Genomic DNA, 20,685 nt, shown 5'->3' with positions numbered 1-20,685 from the left:
TGATGGCGGCGAGGGGAAAGGCCCTACTGGCAACTCCGCTTGCAACCATGGGAGGGCTAAGACCCGATTCACATGCCAGCCAGTCTCGCTGATCAGCCCAGAGGCAGTGAAGCGGCAACCCTGGCCATCGCCCTAGGCGCCAACCTGCCCAGCCGCTGCGGTGGCCCGATCGCCACCCTGATCGCCGTGCGCCCCCTGCTCGAAGCCAGCCTGCGCCAGTGGGGCCAGTGCCTCAGCTCGGGGCCTACCGGCTTCCGCTGGTCTCCTCTGTTTGAGACCGAACCCGTAGGCGGCCCCCCAGGCCAGCCGCCTTATATCAATGCGGTCCTAGTGGTGGACGGCCTGGTGGCAGGGCTGGGAGCAGATAGGGCAAGGACAGCAGCCGGTGAAGCTCTACTGGAGCAATTGCAAGCGCTGGAGCATGACTTCGGCCGGGAGCGTCAGGCGCGCTGGGCCCCCCGCAGCATCGACCTCGACCTGCTCTGGTGGGGGGATCTGAGCTGCCACACCCCCCGCCTCCAGTTGCCCCACCCGCTTTGGCGGCAGCGAGACTTTGTGCTGGCGCCGCTGGCTGCCCTGGCAGGCCTGGCCCCAGAACCTGGGTGCGCGGTGATAGCGCTAGCTGGCAGACCCGGCTGGCCCGAGCAGCTGGGGTAACCCTGCGCGATGCTGGCCCCACAGACCCGCGACAAGCCCAGCCATGGCGCCCCTCCCCGCTCCAGAGCCCTCGCGTCACCTGGAAACCACCGCGGTGCTCGATGCCCGCAAGATCCGCTTTGAGGTCACCCGCGTCGAGCTGCCGATGGGCGTGGTGGGCACTTTTGGCTTGATCCGCCACCCCGGCGCCTCCCTGGCGGTGCCGGTGCTTGACGACGGCCGGGTGGTAGTGCTGCGCCAGTACCGCTTCGCCGTGGCCACCCGCCTGCTGGAATTTCCGGCCGGCACCCTCGATGAAGGCGAAGATCCCCTCAGCACCATGCAGCGGGAGCTGCAGGAGGAGGCCGGCTACAGCGCCAGCCGCTGGGATCCCCTGGGGGCGATGCTGCCCTGCCCGGGCTACTCCGATGAGGTGATTCACCTGTTCCTGGCCCGCGACCTCAGCCCCTTGGCCGAACCGCCCGCCGGCGACGACGACGAAGACCTAGAGGTGCTGCTGATGGAGCCCGGCGAACTGGATGCGGCCCTGGCCAGCGGCGACGAGTACCTCGATGGCAAAAGCGTCACCGCCTGGCTGCGGGCCAAGCAACTGCTGGGGATCTAATGGCTCCGGAGCGCTGGCTGTTTTGGCATCGCCGCGATCTGCGCCTGGCCGACAACCGGGGCCTGGCGGCGGCCGCCGCCGCCAGCCCTGCCGTGACCGGGGTGTTCGTGCTGGATCCGGCCATCCTCTCGGATCCCAGCATGGCCCCAGCGCGGCTGTGGTTTCTTTCTGAGAGCCTGCGGGAGCTGCAGCAGGCCTGGCAGCAGGCCGGCAGCAGGCTGGTGGTATTGCGTGGTGATCCAGCCGAGCTGCTGCCCAGGTTGGCCAACGCCCTAGGCGCCGAAGTGGTGGCCTGGAACCGGGACGTGGAACCCTTCGGGCGAGAGCGCGACCGGCGGGTGGCGCGGGCGCTGCAGGCGGAGGGGTGCAAGGTGCTAGCCGATTGGGACCAGCTCCTGGTGGCGCCGGAAGCCCTCAAAACCGGCGCTGGCGACCCTTATCGGGTCTACGGGCCCTACTGGCGCAGTTGGCGCCGCTGGGTGGAGGAGGCGAGCGCTACCGGCACAGCAGCCTCGGGTAGCCTGGACCCCCTGCCGGCGCCGAGCGCCCTGATGGATTGCGAGTCCACCCAGCTCAGCGGGCTGCCGCTCACCAGCCCGGAACTGGAGCATGGTTTTTTGGAGCACGGCTTTGGAGGTGCTGAGCTCTGCCCCTGCCGTCCTGGCGAAAAAGCGGCCCAAGAGCAGCTGGCAGCCTTCTGCGATGGCGATAGCCGCTCCATTGCGCTGCTTGGCTACGAACCGGGACGCAACATCCCCGGCGAAGCGGGCACCTCAGGGCTCAGCGCCGCCCTCAAGTTCGGCACGCTCAGCCCCCGCCAGGCCTGGGCCGCCGCTCAGCAGGCCAGGCCGCTGGCCCGCAGCGAGGAGGAGCGGCACTCAATCCAGGTGTGGGAGCAGGAGCTGGCTTGGCGCGAGTTTTACCAGCAGGCACTTTTTCACTTTCCCGAGCTGGCTGAAGGGCCCTACCGGCCCCAGTGGCGCGCCTTCCCCTGGGACAACGACAGCGGCTGGTTTGAGGCCTGGCGCGAGGGACTCACGGGCATGCCGATCATCGATGCCGCCATGCGCCAGCTAAATGAGAGCGGCTGGATGCACAACCGCTGCCGCATGATCGTGGCCTCCTTCCTGGTGAAGGACCTGATCTGCGACTGGCGCTGGGGCGAATCTGCGTTCATGGCCCGGCTGGTGGATGGCGACTTGGCCGCCAACAACGGCGGCTGGCAGTGGAGCGCCAGCAGCGGGATGGACCCCAAGCCCCTGCGCATCTTCAATCCGGCCACCCAGGCCTCCAAATTCGATGCTGATGGCGACTACATCCGCACCTGGCTGCCGGAGCTGCGCCATGTATCAACGCGGGACCTGATCAGTGGCGAGATCGCCCCGCTGGAGCGACGCGGCTACCCGGCGCCGCTGGTGAACCACAAGATCCAGCAGGCCCGGTTCAAGGCGCTCTACGCCACGATCAAGGGCTGAACCACCCTGGCCAGCACCTCAATCACCCGCTGCTGCTGGGCCTCACTGAGCTCTGGGAAAATCGGCAAGCTGAGCACCTCAGCGCAGAGCCGTTCGGTGACCGGCAGGGAGCCGGGGCCGTAGCCCAGATCGGCGTAGGCGGGCTGGCGGTGGATCGGGATCGGGTAGTAGATGATCGTGCTGACACCGGCCTCCTGGAGCTGCTGCTTGAGCCAGTCGCGGCAGCAAGCCTCCGGCAGGCCGAAGACGGCGCTATCGGAGGAGGGCAGGCAGGTGCCAGGGGTCGCCCCACAGGCCTTGGCCCCGGGGCACTGGGGCACCCGGATAACGAACTGATTCCAGCTGTGGCCAGGGGGTCCGGCCGGCGGCAAGGCCACCGCCGCCAGGGCCCCGAGCTGCTCGCTGTACCGACGGGCGATGGCGCCGCGGCGTTCCACCCAGCGGGGCAGGTGGGGCAGCTTGACGTTCAGAACGGCCGCCTGCATGGCGTCAAGGCGGCTGTTGTAGCCAAGGGCGGTGTGCAGGTAGCGGCGCGGCATGCCGTGCACCGCCAGCTCCCGGATGGCCTGGGCCAGGGCCCCATCGCGACAGGTGAGGGCCCCGCCATCGCCACCAGCACCGAGATTCTTGGTGGGGAAGAAGCTGAAGCAGCCCACATCCCCCCAACTGCCGACCGACCGGCCAGCCCAGCTGGCGCCGGTGGCCTGGGCGCAGTCTTCGACCACCTTGAGGCCATGGCGCGCGGCGATGGCACATACCCGCTCCATGTCGACGGGCCTTCCGAACAGGTGGACCGGCAGCAGGGCCCGGGTGGCGGGGGTAATGGCTGCCTCCAACTGCTCCAGATCGATCAGATAGCTGCTCTCCTCCACATCCACAAACACCGGCGTCGCGCCCACGGCGCTGATCGCCTCCGCGGTGGCGAAGAAGCTGAACGAGGCGGTGATCACCTCATCGCCAGCGCCGATGCCCAGGCCCCGCAGGGCCAGGATCAGGGCATCGGTGCCGCTGTTGCAGCCGATGGCATGGGGCACGCCACAGGCGGCGGCGAAGTCTTGCTCAAAGCTGGCGATCGTGGCGCCGCCGATGTACTGACCACTGCGCAACACCTCCAGCACAGCCTGATCCAGGGCAGCTCCCAGCTCCTGGATCTGCTCGCTGAGACTGAAAGGGGGCACCTGCATGGCGAGCAATTTAAGTCGCCCACCACGCCGGCCGCCGCTGGGAATGGGTGAGGGCCATGATTTGTGCCCTCTCCGCCCTGTGAATTCAATTTTGACCCTCCCTAGGAGCCCGCGCGCCCTGGTGGGCGCCCTGGCCGCGACCTGCGGCGCCGGCCTGCTCGGCGGCTGCGTGCCTGCCCACCGCCACCCCAGCTGGACGATCTACCCCCTGCAACGGGTGGTGCCCCACGACGGCCTGGCGGTGGTCAGCCAACCCGATGGCTATGGCCTGCACATCTGGCTAGACACCGACACCCGCCAGAGCGGCAGTTGCAAGCCCCGCTGGAGCGCCGATGCGGCCCGGCTGTTCAACGGCAACGGCACGGCGCCATTCAGCTCGGGGCTCGCCCCACGGGAGGAGTTCTTCCAGGCCGTGGCCCGCGCGGATGTGCGCCGAGCCCTGCGCCAACAGAGCGAGGCCCTCTGCCGTCAGCGCTCACCCCGCACCAGCTTCGTCTGGCTGGAGCCCCCCCGCAAAGCCAGCGAGATCAAGCCCGAGGCCTACCCGCTGCTGGAGGAGCCCGACCTGCTCAGCGATCCCAACGCCGTACTGGAGCAGGAGGAGCGCCTGCTCCAGCCCGCCGCCCCCACAGCACCGGCTCAGCCCGGCGCCAAAAACGGCTGAAGCGGCGCAGATCCACCGGCTCCGGCAGCTCCAGGAAGGGCTCCGGCTCCAGCAGCTGCACCGGCAGCTGGGCGGCGATCCGCTGGTGCAATCCGGCGAAGCGGGGATCCACTGCAAAGGTGGTGGCCACCCCATCGGCGCGGTGGCGGCGGGCAAAGGCGAGCACCTCCTCGGCCACATCGCCATGGCGCAGGGTGACCGGCAACTCCAGCAGGCACTCATAGATGAAGCCCAGGCGCTTGAGGCTGAGGCCCGCCTGGGCGATCAGCTGCCGATCGAAAACAAACACCGCCGGCGCCCCCGGATAGGCCACCAGGGCTGGGTTGGTGGGCCCCAGGGCCTCGCCATGGATCCAGAGCACGGGGTTCAGCACGGCCCAACCTCCCCAAACAGGGCCGCCTGCAACTGCTCGTAGCTGGCCTCAAACGGGCAGGTGCCGGCTGTGGCGGCGGCGCAGCTGCGGCAGTAGCGCCCGCCGCTGAAACGCTCCAGGTTGGCGCGGTTGAACAGGTAGGGCTTGCTGCTGAAGCTGCTGGCCACCCACTGCCAACTGAGGTTGTTGCTGGCTGGATCGCCATCGAGCAGGTGCTGGAGAAACCAGCGGGCGCCGGCCTGCCAGCGCACCCGGCGCCAGTGCACCACGTAACTGGCCAGCCACATGCGGGCGTGGTTGTGCAGCCAGCCGCTGGTGTGCAGCTCGGCCGTAAAGCCATCGATACAGGCCAGGCCGGTGCTGGCCTCCAGCAGGTCGGCCGGCAGCTCCGCGGCATAGCTGGCGCTGAGGTGGCCGGTTTTGAGCGGCTCGCGATCGTGCCAGATGCCATCACCCAGCTGGCGCCAGAGCCGCTGCCAGTAGTCGCGCCAACCGAGCTCATTGAGCAGCTTGGCAGCGACCTGGGCCGGCTCACCGCTGCGCTCCAGCCAGGTGAACACCGCCTCGCGCACCTCCGCCAGGCTGAGCGCGCCATGGCGGATGTAGGGCGAGAGGTGCGTCACCGCACCATCGAGGTGGTTGCGGCTGCGGCCATAGGCCAGGGGATCGACGGCGGCTAGCGCCGTTTCAGCCGCCCGGCGCCCCCCCTGGATCGGACTCAATCCGCCAGGGGCATCGGGGAACAGCTGGCGCAGGGTTGCCTCCAGCTCCGCCCGGCTGGCAAAGCGGCAGGGCAGATCCCCGGGTGGGGGAGAATCGTCCGATTGCATCCTTCCGGCTCCCGGCCACTGCACCCATGCTCCTCGATCTGCGCGGCAAGAAGGCCCTGGTAACCGGCATCGCCAACAACAAGTCGATCGCCTGGGGCATCGCCCAGCAGCTCCATGCCGCCGGTTGTGAGCTGGGGGTCACCTACCTGCCCGATGAGAAGGGTCGCTTCGAAACCAAGGTGCGGGAGCTCACCGCTCCGCTGGCGCCCAGCCTGTTCGAGCCGCTGAACGTGCAGGATCCAGCCCAGATCGAGGCCGTGTTTGCGCGGGTGAAGGAGCAGTGGGGCTCGATCGACGTGCTGGTGCACTGCCTGGCCTTCGCCGGCAAGGATGAACTGATCGGCGACTACTCCGCCATCAGCCCCGAGGGCTTCGCCCGGGCCCTGGAGGTGAGCGCCTACTCGCTGGCCCCCCTGTGCCGCTGGGCCAAACCCCTGTTCAACCCAGGCGCCAGCGTGATCACCCTCACCTATCTGGGGGCCGAGCGGGCCATTCCCAACTACAACGTGATGGGGGTTGCCAAGGCGGCCCTGGAGGCCTCGGTGCGCTATCTGGCCGCCGAATTGGGGCCCGACAAGCAGGTGCGGGTCAATGCCATCAGCGCCGGACCGATCCGCACCCTGGCGAGCAGCGCCATCGGCGGCATCCTCGACATGATCCACAACGTGGAGGCCAAGGCTCCCCTGCAGCGCACCGTGACCCAGGAAGAGGTGGGCGGAGCGGCCGCCTTCCTGGCCAGCCCACTGGCATCTGGCATCACCGGCCAGGTGATCTATGTGGACGCTGGATACTGCATCAACGGGATGTGAAGGCACGAAGCAGGCGGCTTCCGGCCGAATGGGAGCCCGTGGGGGCCGTCTTGATGGCCTGGCCCCGCGCCGATGGCGATTGGGCGCCCTACCTCCCAGCGGTGCGCGCTTGCTACCGGGAGCTCTGCGCGGCGATCAGCCGCCATGCCCCCGTGCTGCTGCTCAGTGCAACGCCTGAAGCCACCGCTCAAGAGTTGGCCCATCTGGGCACAGGCCGGCTGCGGGTGTGGGCCAGCCCGGCCCAGGACACCTGGACGCGCGACTACGGGCCGATCACCGTGCTGGAGAGCCGGGGCCCAGAAGGCGAGGCCCCCTTGCTGCTGGATTTCCGCTTCAACGGCTGGGGCGGCAAATACCAGGCCGGAGGCGACAACCGGGCCACCGCCGCCGCCTGGCATGGAGGAGCCTTTGGCCTCTCCCCGCTCGAGCCGGTTGGACTGGTGCTGGAGGGGGGCAGCATCGAATCCGATGGGGCCGGCACAATTTTCACCACCAGCAGCTGCCTGCTCTCGCCCGGGCGCAACCCCCAACTCGACAAAGCAGCCATCGAGACGGCCCTGATCGCCCAGCTGGGCGCCAGGCGGGTGATCTGGCTGAACCATGGAGAGCTCTGCGGCGATGACACGGACGCCCATATCGACACCCTGGTGCGCCTGTGCGATCCAGGCACCCTGGCCTACGTCAGCTGTGACGATCCCGGCGATCCCGCAGCGGCACCGCTGCAGCGACTGGAAGCGGAACTCCAGGGGCTTCGCACCGCCGCCGGGGGACCCTACCGGCTAATTCCCCTGCCCTGGCCCCAGGCCCGCTTCGCCCCGGATGATGGCCGCCGGCTGCCGGCCACCTACGCCAACTTCCTGATCCTCAATGGGGCCGTGCTGGTGCCCAGCTACGGCGATCCCAGCCGCGATCAGGCAGCCCAGGCTGCCCTGGCCAAGGCATTCCCCTGCCACACAATCGAGGCCATCGACTGCTCCGCCCTCCTCCTGCAGCACGGCTCCCTGCACTGCGCCACCATGCAGATACCTGCAGCCGTCTTTCAGTGAGCGTCCTGGTGGCTGCGCTGGTGCAACAGGCCTGGGCCGGCAACCGCGAGGCAATGGTGGCGGCAACCGGCCGCGCCATCCGCCAGGCCGCCGGCCAGGGAGCCCAATTGGTGGTCTGCCAGGAGCTCCACACCAGCGCCTACTTCTGCCAACAGGAGCTGGTTGGCCGCCATGACCTAGCCGAACCGATCCCGGGCCCCTCCAGCGACCATTTCGGGGCCCTGGCCAAGGAACTGGCCATCGTGCTGGTGATCAGCCTGTTTGAACGTCGGGCGCCCGGGCTCTCCCACAACACAGCCGTGGTGCTCGAACGCGATGGCTCGATCGCAGGCATCTACCGCAAGATGCATATCCCGGATGATCCGGGCTTCTACGAGAAGTTCTATTTCACCCCGGGGGACCTGGGTTTTGAGCCGATTGCCACCAGTGTGGGCCGGCTGGGAGTGCTGGTCTGCTGGGACCAGTGGTTTCCTGAGGCGGCACGGCTGATGGCCCTGGCCGGCGCCGATCTGCTGCTCTATCCCACGGCTATTGGCTGGAGCCCAAACGACAGCCCAGCAGAGCAGGCCCGGCAGCGGGAGGCCTGGATCACCGTGCAACGGGGCCACGCCATTGCCAATGGCCTGCCGGTGCTAGTGGCTAACCGTTGCGGTCACGAGCTGGACCCCGAGACGAGTTCGGCGGTTGCAACGGCGCCCGGCTCGGCAGGCCTGCAGTTTTGGGGAAGCAGCTTTGCCGCCGGCCCCCAGGGGGAACTGCTGACCCAGGCGAGCGTGGCAGAGGAGGCCGTGCTGCTGGTGGATCTGGACCTGGACCGCAGCGAAGCGGTACGCCGCTGGTGGCCCTTTCTGCGCGACCGGCGCATCGATGCCTATGGCGAGCTGCTCAAGCGCTGGCGTACCTAGGCCCACCTGTCAGCATGGGGCAACCCTGAAGGGCGTTTGGCGGCCATGCGCACCGGAACCATCCACCGCGTCACCGGCGAAACCGATGTACGCGTGACCCTGGGGCTCGACGGCAGCGGCCGCTGCACGGTGAACACCGGCGTGGCGTTTCTCGATCACATGCTCCACCAGCTGGCCAGCCACGGCCTGATCGACCTGGAGATCAGCGCCAAGGGCGACACCCACATCGACGACCACCACACCAACGAAGACGTGGGCATCGCCGTGGGCCAGGCCCTGGCCCAGGCCCTGGGCGAGCGGCGGGGCATCCACCGCTTCGGCCACTTCGTGGCACCCCTGGATGAGGCCCTGGTGCAGGTGGCGCTGGATTGCAGCGGCCGGCCCCACCTCAGCTACGACCTGCAGATCCCCGCCCAGAAGATCGGCAGCTACGACACTGAACTGGTGAAGGAGTTCTTCGTGGCGGTGGCCAACAATGCCGGCCTCACCCTGCACATCCGCCAGCTCGCGGGGGTGAACTCCCACCACATCGTTGAGGCCTGCTTCAAGGCGTTTGCGCGGGCCCTGCGCCTGGCAGTGGAGGTGGATCCCCGCCGGGCCGGGGCCATACCCAGCAGCAAGGGCGTGCTGGAGCAGGCGGGAGCCTGAACACTGGGTGCTCAGAGCGCCTGAGGCTCCCGCGACCACAAAAACAGCCCCAGCCGCTCCGCATCCGCCATCGTCTGCTCCGCGTCCAGCAACAGGGCACTGCGGGCCTCCCAGGCGATGCCGGCAAGGCCGGCTGCGGCGGCCTTGGCCACGGTGGTGGGACCGATGCCGGGCAGATCCATGCGCCGGTCCTGGTTGAGCTTGGGGGCCTTGTAAAGCACGCCGAAGCGACCGGCTTCGAGCAGCTCGCTCCGGGTGGCCGCCACCCACTCGAGCATGGCATCGGTGCCGGGCAGGGCTTCGGTGGCCAGGCACAGCCCCTTGGCCACCACGGCCCCCTGACCCACATCCACCTGGGAGATGGCTTCAACGATGTAGGCGGCCCGCTCCACATCGGCCCGATCCAGGTCACTCGGCACCCTGCTGGCGTAGAGGCCAGGCTCTGGCAACAGGTTGGGTGCCACGTCTTCGATGCCCACCACCTTGAGGCCGTACTCCTCGATGATCTGGGCCAGGGCCCGCAGGGAAGCATCGTCGCCATTGCGCAGAGAACCCAGGATCCGCGGGGCGGCCATCAAGGTGGAGCCCTCAAAGCGCAGCAAGTTGAGCGAACGGGGACGCACAAACTTGCCCACCATCACGATCTGGTTGATACCCCGCTGCTGCAGCGACTTGATGAAGGCGATCGAGCGTTCAAAAAAGAACTCCTCAGCCGCCGGCACCTCCACCTCAAGCCCATGGGGATAGCAGGCGATGTGGGCACGGCCTGCCCGGGAGAGGGCCTCCGAGAGCATCCTCGGCAGCACCCCTTCACCAGCAATGATCGCGAGGGACGGATCACCCATCAGGGCCGAGACAGCTCTAAGCAAATTTCTTGGGGCAGTCAAAGGCCCCCAACCCCGCAATGGCTGCCGCGGGTGGACAGGTCCTACGGCGTCATGGCCTCCCCCGGGCGGCCTGCAAGGCCTCAACCAGCTCCACGGGACCCAGTCGCCGATCGCCAGCGGGCTCGCTGGCGCGCAGATCCTGGAGCCCGACCAGGCCATCAGCCGCCTCCTGCTCGCCGATCACCGCCGCCCAACGGGCCCCGGAGCGATCGGCCCGCTTGAACTGCTTCGCGAAGGCCGAGCCACTGGCATCCCTTTCCACCGCCAGGCCCGCCTGGCGGCAAAGCCTTGCCAAAGCCAGCGCCGCCGTCGCCGCCGCCTCGCCCCGACTCACCACATAGAGATCCAAAGCCGCAGCGGGGCGCTCGGCCTGGCTGAGCAGCAATACCAGCCGCTCCATCCCCAGGGCCCAACCGATCGCCGGGGTCGCCGGCCCGCCCAGCTGCTGCACCAGGCCGTCGTAGCGACCGCCGCCACACACCGTGGCCTGGGCACCCAGCTGGCTGCTGGTGATCTCGAAGGCGGTGTGGCTGTAGTAATCGAGGCCCCGCACCAGCCGGGGGTTGAGCACAAACGGAATGCCCAGGGCCGTGAGGGCTTGCTGCACGGCAGCAAAGCGGGCCTGACTCGCGTCACTGAGCGCGGAAGCCAGGCTGGGGGCCTCCGCCAGCAGGGCCTGGGTGTCTGGATGCTTGGCATCAAGCACCCGCAGGGGATTGGTGTGGATGCGGGCCTGGGAATCGGCATCCAGCTGGTCGCGCCGCTGCTCCAGCCAGGCCACCAACTGCTCGCGGTAGCGGACCCGATCCTCGCTGCTGCCGAGGGAATTGAGCTCCAGGGCCAGGCCACCGAGGCCCAGCTCGGCTAGCAGATCCCAGGCGATGGCGATCGCCTCCACATCGCTGCAGGCATCGGCAAAACCGAGCAGCTCCACGCCGATTTGGTGAAACTGGCGCAGCCGCCCCGCCTGGGGACGCTCATAGCGAAACATCGGGCCCCCGTACCAGAGCCGCTGGGCCCCCTGGCTCAGCAGGCCGTGCTGGATCGCAGCCCGCACCACCGAAGCAGTGCCCTCCGGGCGCAGGGTGCAGCTGCGCTCCCCCCGATCCAGAAACGTATACATCTCCTTTCCGACCACATCGGTGGCCTCGCCGATGCCGCGGGCAAACAGCTCGGTGACCTCCAGCAGAGGGGTGCGGATCTCCGTTATCCCCGAGCGGCGAAAATGCTCCCGAGCCCTGGCCTCCACGTGCTGCCAAAGGCCGATCTGCCCCGGCAACAGGTCGGCCATGCCACGCAGGCTCTGGAGCGACGCCAAACCGGAGAATGCAAGTGGCCTGAGTCTGCCTGCCGGCCTGGGCTCAAGTTCAGGCGTAGGTGTGCCGATACCAGTGGGCAAAGCGCTCCACCCCCACTTCGATCGGCGTCGAGGGCCGAAAGCCCACCCAGGCTTCGAGCAGGGAGGTGTCAGCGGCCGTGGCCTCAAGATCGCCGGGCTGCATGGGCTGCAGATCGCGAATGGCCTCTCGGCCCAGGGCCTGCTCAAGCAATTCGATGAAACGCAACAACTCAACCGGTTCGCTGTTGCCGATGTTGAACAGCCGGTGGGGCGCCCAGCTGGTGGCCGGATCGGGCGCCGAGGCGTCGAAGCAGGGATCAGCTGTCGCCGGCTTGTCTGCGCAGGCGATCAAGCCTGAAACGATGTCGTCGATGTAGGTGAAGTCACGGCGCATGCGACCCTGGTTGAACACCCGGATCGAGTCGCCCGCCAGGATCGCCCTGGCGAACAGCATCGGTGCCATGTCCGGCCGGCCCCAGGGCCCGTAGACGGTGAAGAAGCGCAGGCCGGTGGCGGGCAGCCCATAGAGGTGGCTGTAGGTGTGGGCCATCAATTCGCCTGCCTTCTTAGTGGCGGCGTAGAGGCTCACCGGATGGTTGACCGGCTGGCTTTCGGCGAATGGCAGGTTGGTGTTGCCGCCGTAAACCGAGCTGCTGGATGCATACACCAGGTGTTCAGCGCCGTGGTGCCGGCAACCCTCAAGGATCGAACCCAGGCCCACCAGGTTGCTCTCCAGGTAGGCACCTGGATTTTCGATGGAGTAGCGAACCCCGGCCTGGGCGGCGAGGTGAATCACCAGGCGTGGCTTCTCGCGCCCAAACAGCTCGGCGATCGCAGCAACTTCGCCTAGGTCAAGCTGCTGAAAACGCCAGGCTCCGGTGGAAGCAAGGGCCTCGAGCCGGGCCAATCGGGCCCGCTTCAAGGCAGGGTCGTAGTAGCAGTTGAGGTTGTCGATCCCCACAACCCGCTCTCCCCGCCCCAGCAGACGCTCGCAGACCGCGGCGCCGATGAAGCCCGCCGCCCCGGTCACGAGCACAGCCCGAGTCAAGAAGCCAATATCTCGCGGAAGTAGGCGATTGTGGGCTCCAGACCCTGCTCCAGCGGCACCTCAGGCTGCCAGTCCAGCTCCTGCTTGGCCAGGTCGATCACCGGCTGGCGCTGCAGGGGATCATCCGCCGGCAGGGGCTTCTCGATCAACGGCAGCTCGGGGTTGATCTTGGCGCGCACCAGCTCTGCCAGCTGGCGGATCGTGAACTCGCCGGGATTGCCGATGTTCATCGGGCCGGCGTGGCTGCCGTTCATCAGCCGGATCATGCCCTCCACCAAATCGGCCACGTAGCAGAAGGAGCGGGTCTGACTGCCGTCGCCGTAGAGGGTGAGGGGCTCGCCACGCAACGCCTGCACGATGAAGTTGCTCACCACCCGGCCGTCGTCGGGCAGCATGCGCGGCCCGTAGGTGTTGAAGATGCGCATCACGCGGATCTCCGTGCCGTGCATCCGCTGGTAGTCGAAGCAGAGGGTTTCGGCGATGCGTTTGCCTTCGTCGTAGCAGCTGCGGATACCAATGGTGTTGACGCAGCCCCGGTAGCTCTCTGGCTGGGGATGAACCTCGGGGTCGCCGTAGATCTCACTGGTGGAGGCCATCAGCAGCCGGGCACCCACGCGCCGGGCCAGACCCAGCATGTTGTAGGTGCCAAGGAAACTGGTTTTAGCGGTCTTGATCGGGTTGAACTGGTAATGCACGGGGGAAGCCGGGCAGGCCAGGTGCCAGATCCGGTCAACTTCCAGCCAGATTGGCTCGGTGACGTCGTGGCGAATCAGCTCAAAGCGGGGGTGGCCGATCCACTCGGCAATATTTGATTTGCGGCCGGTGAAGTAGTTGTCAAGGCAGATGACCTCCTCGCCGGCCTGCATTAGCCGATCCACCAGATGGGAGCCGACAAAGCCAGCTCCGCCGGTGATCAGGTTGCGGGTGATTGAAGCAGGCATCGCTCAGCCCTCGCCCAAGGTCCAAACATTTAAGCCTGCCGCCCGGGCAGCCGCCCCATCGGCCTTGGCCCTTGAATCAAAGAGCCAGGCCGGCTGGCGCATCAGCGCAGCCACCGCAGGCCAGTTGATCTGGCCAAATTGTTGCCACTCGGTGAGCAGCACCAGGGCATCGGCACCTTCGGCCGCCGCCTCCACCGAATCCACCAGCTGCCAGTTGCCCTCGCCCTGGCCAGCGGGCTTACCCAGGTCGATGCTGATCTGGCCTTTACCAACTTTGGGATCAACGATCGCCAGGCATGCCCCCTCCTCCAGCAGGTCCAGGCAAACTTGGATTGCCGGCGATTCGCGGGTGTCGTTGGTATCGGCCTTGAAGGCAAAGCCCAATACGGCGATCCGCTTGCCGCTGATCGTGCCGAACAGCCGATTCACCATCAGCCTGGAGATGCGGTGCTGTTGCCATGTGTTCAGGGTCACCACCTGTTCCCAGTAGCTGGCCACATCCTCAAGGCCGTAATAACGGCACAGGTAAACCAGATTGAGGATGTCCTTCTGGAAGCAGCTGCCGCCAAATCCAGGGCCGGCCTTGAGGAACTTGGGGCCAATGCGGCTGTCTGCACCGATTGCATTGGCCACCTCGCGCACGTCGGCACCGGTGGCCTCACAGAGGGCGGCGATGCTGTTGATCGAGCTGATCCGCTGGGCCAGGAAAGCATTGGCCGTGAGCTTGCTAAGCTCGCTGCTCCAAAGATTGGTGCGCAGAATTTTTTCCGGAGCCACCCAGTGGCCGTAGATCCCTGCCAGCGCCTCAATCGCTTCCTGGCATTCCCCACCAATCAGCACCCGATCGGGATTCTCCAGATCTCGGATCGCCGAGCCCTCCGCCAGAAACTCCGGATTTGAGAGCACCGCAAAGCTCTTTCCCGCCGGGCCAGCCTCCAGAATCGACTTCACCGCCTGGGCCGTGCGCACCGGCAGGGTGCTCTTCTCCACCACGATCGTGTGGCCAGTGGCCGCCTTGGCCAGCATGCGTGCCGATGCCTCGATCCACTTGAGATCACTTGCCTGACCTGCCCCCACCCCCTGGGTCTTGGTGGGGGTGTTCACGGAGATGAACACCATGTCGGCGGTCGCGATCGCCCCCTCCACCGAGGTGGTGAAGTGCAGGTTGCGACCTCGCGCCCGGCCCACCACCTCATCGAGCCCGGGTTCATAGATGGGCAGCAAGCTGAGATCGGCGGAGTTCCAGGCCCCAATCCGCTCCGCATTGAGGTCCACCACCGTGACCTGGATGTGGGGGCAGCGATCGGCGACCACGGCCATTGTCGGGCCGCCCACATAGCCGGCACCAATGCAGCAAATGCTGCGAATTGATGGTGCGTCCATGACAGTTGGTGGCAAGATTCGACCGAGACTATCGCCCACCCTCGCAGGAAACAATCTTGACCCAGCTGCTAATAACTGGAGGCGCCGGCTTCATCGGCAGCCACACCTCCCTGCTGCTGCTTGAAGCGGGCCACAGCCTCGTGGTGATTGACAACTACGACAACAGCTCCCCGGAAGCACTGCGGCGGGTACTGGAACTTGCCGGACCCGGGGCCGCCGACCGGCTGGTGGTCGTCGAAGGCGATATCCGCTCAGCTGCGGATCTGGACAAGGCCTTTGCCGCCGCCCCCTCAGGCCAGCCCATCGAGGCGGTGATCCACTTCGCCGGCCTCAAGGCCGTGGGCGAATCGGTGGGCGATCCGCTGCGTTACTGGGACGTGAACCTCAGCGGCTCCCGCCACCTGCTCAAAGCCATGCAGGCCCATGGCTGCCGCACCCTTGTATTCAGCAGCAGTTGCACCGTTTACGGCCTGCCCGAAACCATGCCGATCGGGGAGGGGGCAGCCATCAAGCCGATCAATCCCTATGGCCACAGCAAGGCGGCGGTGGAGCAGATGCTGGCGGATCTGGCCGCCAGTGAGGCCGGCTGGCGAATTGCCCGGCTGCGGTATTTCAACCCGGTGGGGGCCCACCCCAGTGGCCGCATCGGCGAAGACCCCAGCGGCATTCCCAACAATCTCCTGCCCTTTGTCAGCCAGGTGGCCGTGGGGCGGCGGGCTGAACTGCAGGTGTTCGGTGGCGACTGGCCCACCCCCGACGGCAGCGGCATCCGCGACTACATCCATGTGATGGACCTGGCCGAAGGTCACCGGGCCGCCCTCGATGCCCTGCTGGCCGAGCCTCCCCAGCTGCTCACCCTCAACCTGGGTAGCGGCCAGGGCCATTCAGTGCTGGAGGTGGTGCGGGCCTTCGAGAGCGCCAGCGGCCGCACGGTGCCCTACGCCATCGTGGCCCGTAGGGACGGGGACGCCGCCTGCACCGTGGCCGATCCGCACCTGGCCGCCGAGCGACTGGGCTGGCGGACCCGCCTCTCCCTAGCTGAAATGTGCCGCGATAGCTGGTGCTGGCAACAGGCCAATCCCCAGGGATATGGAGGCTGAAGGGGAGTTGCTGTTGGCCGGCGGCGGCCACAGCCACTCCCTGGTGCTGCGGATCTGGGCGATGGCTGGACGCCATTGGCAGCGGCGACCGGCCGCCCGGATCACCCTGATCAGTCGCCACAGCACCGCCCCCTATTCGGGCCTGGTGCCGGCCCTAGTGGCCGGCCTGGTGGGGGAACAGGCCGGCGCCATCGACCTGCGCCGCCTCTGCCTGGTGGCAGGGGTGACCTTCGTGCAGGCAGAGATCACGGGCCTCAATCTCCAGACCAGGGAACTGCACCTGGAGGAAAGGCCCAGCCTCCGCTGGGACTGGCTCAGCCTCGATGTGGGCGCGGAGACCTACGAGCTCGCCGGCGCCGCCATGGCGGTCAAGCCCCTGGATCCTTTCCTGGAGTGGTGCCGCCAGCTGGATCAGACCAATCTGCGGATCAAAGGTGGGGGAGCCGCGGCAGTGGAACTGGCCCTGGCCCTGCGGGGTCGGGGACTGAAACCGGAGCTGCTGCTGCGCGGCGCCGAGCTGCACCTGGGCTCCAGGGCAGCCAACCGAGTGGGCGAACGGCTGCTCCACCGGGCCGGCATTGGCCTGGAGCGTCACAGTCCAGCGGCCGCCCCAGCCGACCTGGCCTGCACCGGCAGCCGCGCCCCCCGCTGGCTGGCGGCAGCTGGCCTGTCGCAGGACCAGCGCGGCAGGTTGCTCACCGCAGCCAGCCTCCAGGTTCTGAACCATCCCGGAGTGTTTGCCAGTGGAGACTGCGGGGTCATCGCCGCCCAGCCCAGGCCCCCATCCGGCGTCTGGGCCGTGCGCTGCGCCCCGACCCTGGCCAGGAACCTGACCAGGGTCGTTTCGGGTCGCCCCCTGCGCTCCTGGCGCCCCCAACCCTGGGCCCTGCAGCTGCTCGGCGATGGCGGCAGCCTGGGGCGCAGCCCCCAGGCTGCCGCTTTCTGGGGGCCCTGGGCCCTGGGGCCCAGCCCCTTGCTCTGGCGCTGGAAGCGGTTCCTGGATCAGCGCTTCATGGACCGCTTCAGCAGCCTCAAGGCCATGGCTGGGGACCGCCCAACCCCGATGGCCTGCCATGGGTGTGCGGCCAAACTGGCCGCCGGCCCCTTGCAGGACGCCCTGGCCCGCAATGGGCTGGGCGGCGGGACGCCTGGCAGCGCCGAGGACGCAGCCGTGATCGGCCAGGACGGCCAGGGCAACCTGCTGCTGCAGAGCGTCGATGGCTTCCCAGCCCTAGTGAGCGACCCCTGGCTCAACGCCAGAATCACCACCTTGCATGCCTGCAGCGATATCTGGGCCTGCGGCGCCCAGGTGCGAACAGTGCAGGCGGTGGTGACCCTGCCCCAACTGGCAGCTTCCCTGCAGGCCAACCTGCTCAGCGAAACCCTGGCCGGAATCGAGTCGGTGCTGAAGCCGCTGGGGGCAAGGCTGATCGGCGGCCACAGCCTGGAAGCTAGAAACAGCCTGGAGGCGAGGGGCACGCCGGTGGGCCTGAGCCTGGTGCTGAGTGTCAATGGCGCCGTGGAGGCCGGGCGACTCTGGGGCAAGGGGCCCCTACGCCCAGGCGATGGGCTGCTGCTCAGCCGGCCGATCGGCACGGGGGTGCTGTTTGCCGCAGCCATGGTCGGCACCGCCCAACCCCAGTGGCTCGACGGGGCTCTCGCCACCATGCAACAGAGCCAGGCGGCCCTGGTGGAGCTGCTGGCCGGCCATGGCTGCCGGGCCTGCACGGATGTGACCGGCTTCGGGCTGCTGGGCCACCTGGGCGAGATGCTGGCCGCCAGCCCAACTAGCTGCCGCGTCACCCTCAATGCCGGTCAGGTCCCCAGCCTGCCCGGGGCCCTGACCCTGCTGGAGCAGGGCTTTACCAGCAGCCTGGCCCCAGCCAATGCCAGCGCCCTGGCCCTGCTTGAAGATCGGGTTGAGCTCCAGAGCCCGGTTGATGGGGCCCGCCTGGCCCTGCTGATCGATCCCCAGACCTGCGGCCCCCTGCTGGCGGCAATCCCCGCCGATCGGATCGATGCCGCCCTGGCCGAGATGGAAAGGGCTGGGTTTCCTGGGGCGGCCACCATCGGCCAGGTGCACTCCTGAGCAACCCAGCTGCAGCCAACCTGGGAGAATTCCGACACCCCGGTGGCGAGCTCTTGTCAGCCCTGACCAGTTGCCTGGAGGGAGAGGCGGCAGCAATCGCCGCGGCTGCCCAGCGCCTCAACAGCGCCCAGGTGGAGGCGGCCCTGGAGCTGCTGGCGGGCTGCCGCCAGCGCCGCTCCAAGCTGGTGGTCACCGGAGTGGGCAAGAGCGGCATCGTCGCCCGCAAGATTGCCGCCACCTTCTCCTCGATCGGCCTGACGGCGGTGTTTCTCAACCCCGTCGATGCCCTGCACGGCGATCTTGGCATCGTGGCGGCCGACGACGTGGCCCTGCTGCTCTCCAACAGCGGCGAAACAGAGGAGCTCCTGGCAATCATTCCCCACCTGCGCCGCCGCGGCACCGCCCGCATCGCCCTGGTGGGCCGGCTGGGCTCCAGCCTGGCCACGGGCTGCGATGTGGTGCTGGATGGATCTGTCGATCGGGAAGTGTGCCCTTTGAACCTGGCCCCTACCGCCAGCACGGCGGTGGCGATGGCCATCGGTGATGCCCTGGCGGCCGTCTGGATGGAACGGGCCGGTATCTCGCCGGAAGATTTCGCCATCAACCATCCCGCCGGCTCCCTGGGCCGCCAGCTCACCCTCACCGTGGCCGACCTGATGGTGCCGGCCACCGACCTGGAGGGCCTCTCTCCCCAGGCCCCCCTGGCGGAGGTGATCGGCCAACTCACCCAGGGCAGCAACGGCAAGGGCAGCCTCGGGGCAGCCTGGGTGCAGGCAAGCGGAGACCCCAGGCAGATGGCGGGGTTAATCACCGATGGCGACCTGCGCCGCACCCTGCAGCGCCACCCCCCCGAAAGCTGGGCCTCGATCCGCGCCGGGGCCATGGCCACCACCGACCCAATCACCGTGGCTCCCCAGACCCTGGCGATCACCGCCCTGGAACTGATGGAACGCAATCCGCGCCAGGCGATTTCGGTGCTGCCCGTGGTCGATCCCACCCGGCCCGGCCAACTGCTGGGCCTGCTGCGGCTGCACGATCTGGTGCAGGCTGGGTTCAGCACCAACCCAGCCGCTGAGCGCCCATGACGGCCATCCCCTTCACCCTGATCGCCGGGCCCTGCGTGATCGAAAACCGCGATCTGGTGCTGCAGGTGGCCGAGCAGGTGAAGACGATCACCGACCGCCTCGGCATCCGCTACGTGTTCAAAGCCAGCTTCGACAAGGCCAACCGCAGCTCCGGCAAATCTTTTCGGGGCCCGGGGCCCGATGAGGGGCTAAAAATTCTGCAGGAAGTGGCCCAGAGCTTCGGGGTGCCCGTGCTCACCGACATCCATGAAAGCCACCAGGCGGCTGCCGCGGCCCAGGCCGTGGACGTGCTGCAGATCCCCGCTTTCCTCTGCCGTCAGAGCGACCTGCTGGAGGCCGCAGCCCAGGCCGTAGCGGGCAGCAACAAGGTGGTGAACGTGAAAAAAGGCCAGTTCCTCGCCCCCTGGGACATGGCCCAGGTGGTGAGCAAGATGGCCGAATTCGGGCTGGAGCCAGCCAGCGGCCGCCTCTGGCTCACCGAGCGGGGCACCAGCTTCGGCTACAACACCCTGGTGGTCGATTACCGCAGCTTCCCCCAGCTCCAGGCCCTGGGTTGTCCGGTGATCTTCGATGCCACCCACGCCGTGCAGCAGCCGGGGGGACGCGGCACCAGCACCGGCGGCCAGCGGGAGTTCGTGGCGCCGCTGGCCCGAGCTGCGGTCGCCGTGGGGGTGAATGGGCTGTTCATGGAGACCCATCCAGACCCCGACAACGCCCTCAGCGACGGCCCCAACATGGTCCCCCTGCACCGGCTCGAGGCCCTACTGCGCCAGCTGCTGGCCCTACGTCAGGTGGTGGCAGAGGAGATGGCTCCGAGCAGCCTGTGATCCGCCAGCTGCTGCAACGAACCCTGCTGCGGCGCCGGGATCTTGCCGCGATCCAACTGCTGGTTTGTGACGTTGACGGCGTGCTCACCGATGGAGGCCTGCACTACGACGCTCAGGGCCAGGTGCTGAAGCGCTTCGACGTGCGTGATGGGCTGGCGATCCGCATGCTGCAGCGCGCCGGCATTGAAGTGGCCTTTCTCAGCGGTGGGCGCAGCGGGGCCATCGAGCAACGGGCCGCCCACCTGGACATCCGCCATTGCCTGGTGGGCGTGGGCGACAAACTCAGCGCCCTACGCCAACTCCAGGCCGATCTCCAGTGCGCCCGCCAGCAAACCGCCTTCATCGGCGACGACCTCAACGACCTCACGGTGCGCCCGGCTACGGGTCTGCTGATCAGCCCCGCCGATGGCGCCCCGGGCCTGCGCCGCCAGGCGGACTGGGTGTTGCGCCGCCGAGGGGGCGATGGAGCCGTGCGCGAACTGGCCGAAGCCCTGCTGCAACAGCGGGGGCTCTGGCGACAGCTGAACCGGGAAGGCTGGGGAGAGGGCAACGCCTAGGCGCCGGCCAGGGCGCGGGCCTGCTCGAGTTGCTCCTGGGTGTCCACCGAGAGGCAATCCTGATCCACCTCGTAGGTGAGCAGGGGAATGCCGGCGTCGATCAGCCGCAGCTGCTCCAGTTTCTCCAGATCTTCGAGCGGCGAGGTGGGCAGCGCCGCCCAGCCCGCCAGCACATCGGCCCGGTAGCCGTAGAGACCCACATGGCCCCAGTAGGTGGTGTGTTCACCCCACTGC

21 protein-coding genes and 1 pseudogene are annotated in these 20,685 nt (G+C 67.9%); 13 read left to right on the top strand and 9 right to left on the bottom strand.

The genetic code is table 11. From position 1 onward, the window contains the following. The first annotated feature begins 72 nt into the window (after positions 1-72). From folK to KBZ07_RS04360, 3 genes are read left to right on the top strand one after another with little or no spacing between them, the layout of a single operon-like run. Positions 73-657, top strand: coding sequence for a 2-amino-4-hydroxy-6-hydroxymethyldihydropteridine diphosphokinase (gene folK / locus KBZ07_RS04370; protein WP_254930468.1), 585 nt, complete (start codon positions 73-75; stop codon positions 655-657). Between the two features lie 43 nt (positions 658-700). Continuing rightward, complete coding sequence (locus KBZ07_RS04365) at positions 701-1,261, top strand: NUDIX domain-containing protein (RefSeq protein ID WP_254930467.1); 561 nt, start codon at positions 701-703, stop codon at positions 1,259-1,261. Beyond that, complete coding sequence (locus tag KBZ07_RS04360) at positions 1,261-2,736, top strand: FAD-binding domain-containing protein (protein ID WP_254930466.1); 1,476 nt, start codon at positions 1,261-1,263, stop codon at positions 2,734-2,736. The genes KBZ07_RS04365 and KBZ07_RS04360 overlap by 1 nt, the downstream gene beginning before the upstream one ends. On the opposite strand, the gene KBZ07_RS04355 is transcribed toward KBZ07_RS04360, so the two are convergent. Beyond that, positions 2,715-3,920, bottom strand: a complete 1,206-nt coding sequence (locus KBZ07_RS04355; protein WP_254930465.1) for a DegT/DnrJ/EryC1/StrS aminotransferase family protein — start codon at positions 3,918-3,920, stop codon at positions 2,715-2,717. The two genes, KBZ07_RS04360 and KBZ07_RS04355, sit on opposite strands and share 22 nt — an antisense overlap. Positions 3,921-4,041: 121 nt before the next feature. On the opposite strand from KBZ07_RS04355, the gene KBZ07_RS04350 reads away from it, so the two are divergent. After that, entirely contained in the window at positions 4,042-4,584 is a 543-nt protein-coding gene (locus KBZ07_RS04350) for a hypothetical protein (RefSeq protein ID WP_396123920.1), read from the top strand. Here the strand turns inward: KBZ07_RS04350 and KBZ07_RS04345 are convergent. Both KBZ07_RS04345 and KBZ07_RS04340 read right to left on the bottom strand, forming a co-directional pair. After that, entirely contained in the window at positions 4,490-4,957 is a 468-nt protein-coding gene (locus KBZ07_RS04345; RefSeq protein ID WP_254930464.1) for a hypothetical protein, read from the bottom strand. The two genes, KBZ07_RS04350 and KBZ07_RS04345, sit on opposite strands and share 95 nt — an antisense overlap. Then, complete coding sequence (locus tag KBZ07_RS04340) at positions 4,951-5,787, bottom strand: FAD-binding domain-containing protein (protein WP_254930463.1); 837 nt, start codon at positions 5,785-5,787, stop codon at positions 4,951-4,953. The genes KBZ07_RS04345 and KBZ07_RS04340 overlap by 7 nt, the downstream gene beginning before the upstream one ends. Positions 5,788-5,813: 26 nt before the next feature. Between KBZ07_RS04340 and fabI the strand changes: the two genes are divergently transcribed. From fabI to hisB, 4 genes are read left to right on the top strand one after another with little or no spacing between them, the layout of a single operon-like run. Beyond that, positions 5,814-6,596, top strand: a complete 783-nt coding sequence (fabI, locus tag KBZ07_RS04335) for an enoyl-ACP reductase FabI (RefSeq protein ID WP_254930462.1) — start codon at positions 5,814-5,816, stop codon at positions 6,594-6,596. Beyond that, the gene (locus tag KBZ07_RS04330; protein ID WP_254930461.1) at positions 6,593-7,642 is read left to right on the top strand and encodes an agmatine deiminase family protein; all 1,050 of its coding nucleotides are present in this window, start codon (positions 6,593-6,595) and stop codon (positions 7,640-7,642) included. Before fabI ends, KBZ07_RS04330 begins: the two co-directional genes overlap by 4 nt. Continuing rightward, positions 7,639-8,547 (top strand): carbon-nitrogen hydrolase, encoded by a 909-nt coding sequence (locus KBZ07_RS04325; protein ID WP_254930460.1) that lies wholly within the window; start codon positions 7,639-7,641, stop codon positions 8,545-8,547. The genes KBZ07_RS04330 and KBZ07_RS04325 overlap by 4 nt, the downstream gene beginning before the upstream one ends. A gap of 45 nt (positions 8,548-8,592) precedes the next feature. Beyond that, complete coding sequence (gene hisB / locus KBZ07_RS04320) at positions 8,593-9,195, top strand: imidazoleglycerol-phosphate dehydratase HisB (RefSeq protein ID WP_254930459.1); 603 nt, start codon at positions 8,593-8,595, stop codon at positions 9,193-9,195. An 11-nt stretch (positions 9,196-9,206) separates the two neighbouring features. Here hisB and KBZ07_RS04315 read toward each other — a convergent pair whose 3' ends face one another. From KBZ07_RS04315 to KBZ07_RS04295, 5 genes are all read right to left on the bottom strand, one after another. After that, positions 9,207-10,040, bottom strand: a complete 834-nt coding sequence (locus KBZ07_RS04315; protein ID WP_254930458.1) for an LpxI family protein — start codon at positions 10,038-10,040, stop codon at positions 9,207-9,209. 91 nt (positions 10,041-10,131) lie between these two features. Continuing rightward, positions 10,132-11,400 carry a histidine--tRNA ligase gene (gene hisS / locus KBZ07_RS04310; RefSeq protein WP_254930457.1) on the bottom strand — a complete coding sequence of 423 codons (1,269 nt, stop codon included), beginning with the start codon at positions 11,398-11,400 and terminating at the stop codon, positions 10,132-10,134. 49 nt (positions 11,401-11,449) lie between these two features. Further along, positions 11,450-12,469: an NAD-dependent epimerase gene (locus KBZ07_RS04305; protein WP_254930456.1), complete on the bottom strand. Its 1,020-nt coding sequence runs from the start codon at positions 12,467-12,469 to the stop codon at positions 11,450-11,452. Next, positions 12,466-13,410, bottom strand: a complete 945-nt coding sequence (locus KBZ07_RS04300) for a UDP-glucuronic acid decarboxylase family protein (RefSeq protein WP_254930455.1) — start codon at positions 13,408-13,410, stop codon at positions 12,466-12,468. Before KBZ07_RS04300 ends, KBZ07_RS04305 begins: the two co-directional genes overlap by 4 nt. 3 nt (positions 13,411-13,413) lie before the next feature. Continuing rightward, entirely contained in the window at positions 13,414-14,793 is a 1,380-nt protein-coding gene (locus KBZ07_RS04295; protein WP_254930454.1) for a nucleotide sugar dehydrogenase, read from the bottom strand. A gap of 56 nt (positions 14,794-14,849) precedes the next feature. On the opposite strand from KBZ07_RS04295, the gene galE reads away from it, so the two are divergent. The 5 genes from galE to KBZ07_RS04270 are packed head-to-tail and all read left to right on the top strand — an operon-like array spanning position 14,850 to position 20,451. Continuing rightward, positions 14,850-15,893 carry a UDP-glucose 4-epimerase GalE gene (galE, locus tag KBZ07_RS04290; RefSeq protein ID WP_254930453.1) on the top strand — a complete coding sequence of 348 codons (1,044 nt, stop codon included), beginning with the start codon at positions 14,850-14,852 and terminating at the stop codon, positions 15,891-15,893. Beyond that, the gene (selD, locus tag KBZ07_RS04285) at positions 15,883-17,982 is read left to right on the top strand and encodes a selenide, water dikinase SelD (RefSeq protein ID WP_254930452.1); all 2,100 of its coding nucleotides are present in this window, start codon (positions 15,883-15,885) and stop codon (positions 17,980-17,982) included. The genes galE and selD overlap by 11 nt, the downstream gene beginning before the upstream one ends. Before the next feature lie 53 nt (positions 17,983-18,035). Then, a complete protein-coding gene (locus tag KBZ07_RS04280) occupies positions 18,036-19,067 on the top strand; it encodes an SIS domain-containing protein (protein WP_254930451.1) in 1,032 nt (343 codons plus the stop codon). Beyond that, positions 19,064-19,894: a 3-deoxy-8-phosphooctulonate synthase gene (gene kdsA / locus KBZ07_RS04275; RefSeq protein ID WP_254930450.1), complete on the top strand. Its 831-nt coding sequence runs from the start codon at positions 19,064-19,066 to the stop codon at positions 19,892-19,894. Before KBZ07_RS04280 ends, kdsA begins: the two co-directional genes overlap by 4 nt. Then, positions 19,894-20,451 carry an HAD hydrolase family protein gene (locus KBZ07_RS04270; RefSeq protein ID WP_254930469.1) on the top strand — a complete coding sequence of 186 codons (558 nt, stop codon included), beginning with the start codon at positions 19,894-19,896 and terminating at the stop codon, positions 20,449-20,451. Before kdsA ends, KBZ07_RS04270 begins: the two co-directional genes overlap by 1 nt. Here the strand turns inward: KBZ07_RS04270 and KBZ07_RS04265 are convergent. After that, positions 20,448-20,685: pseudogene (locus KBZ07_RS04265) on the bottom strand (3-deoxy-manno-octulosonate cytidylyltransferase); the annotation flags it as partial. The gene KBZ07_RS04270 and the pseudogene KBZ07_RS04265 overlap by 4 nt on opposite strands.

Source organism: Cyanobium sp. BA20m-14 (assembly GCF_024346295.1).
This window is presented reverse-complemented; position numbering and strand designations above follow the sequence as displayed.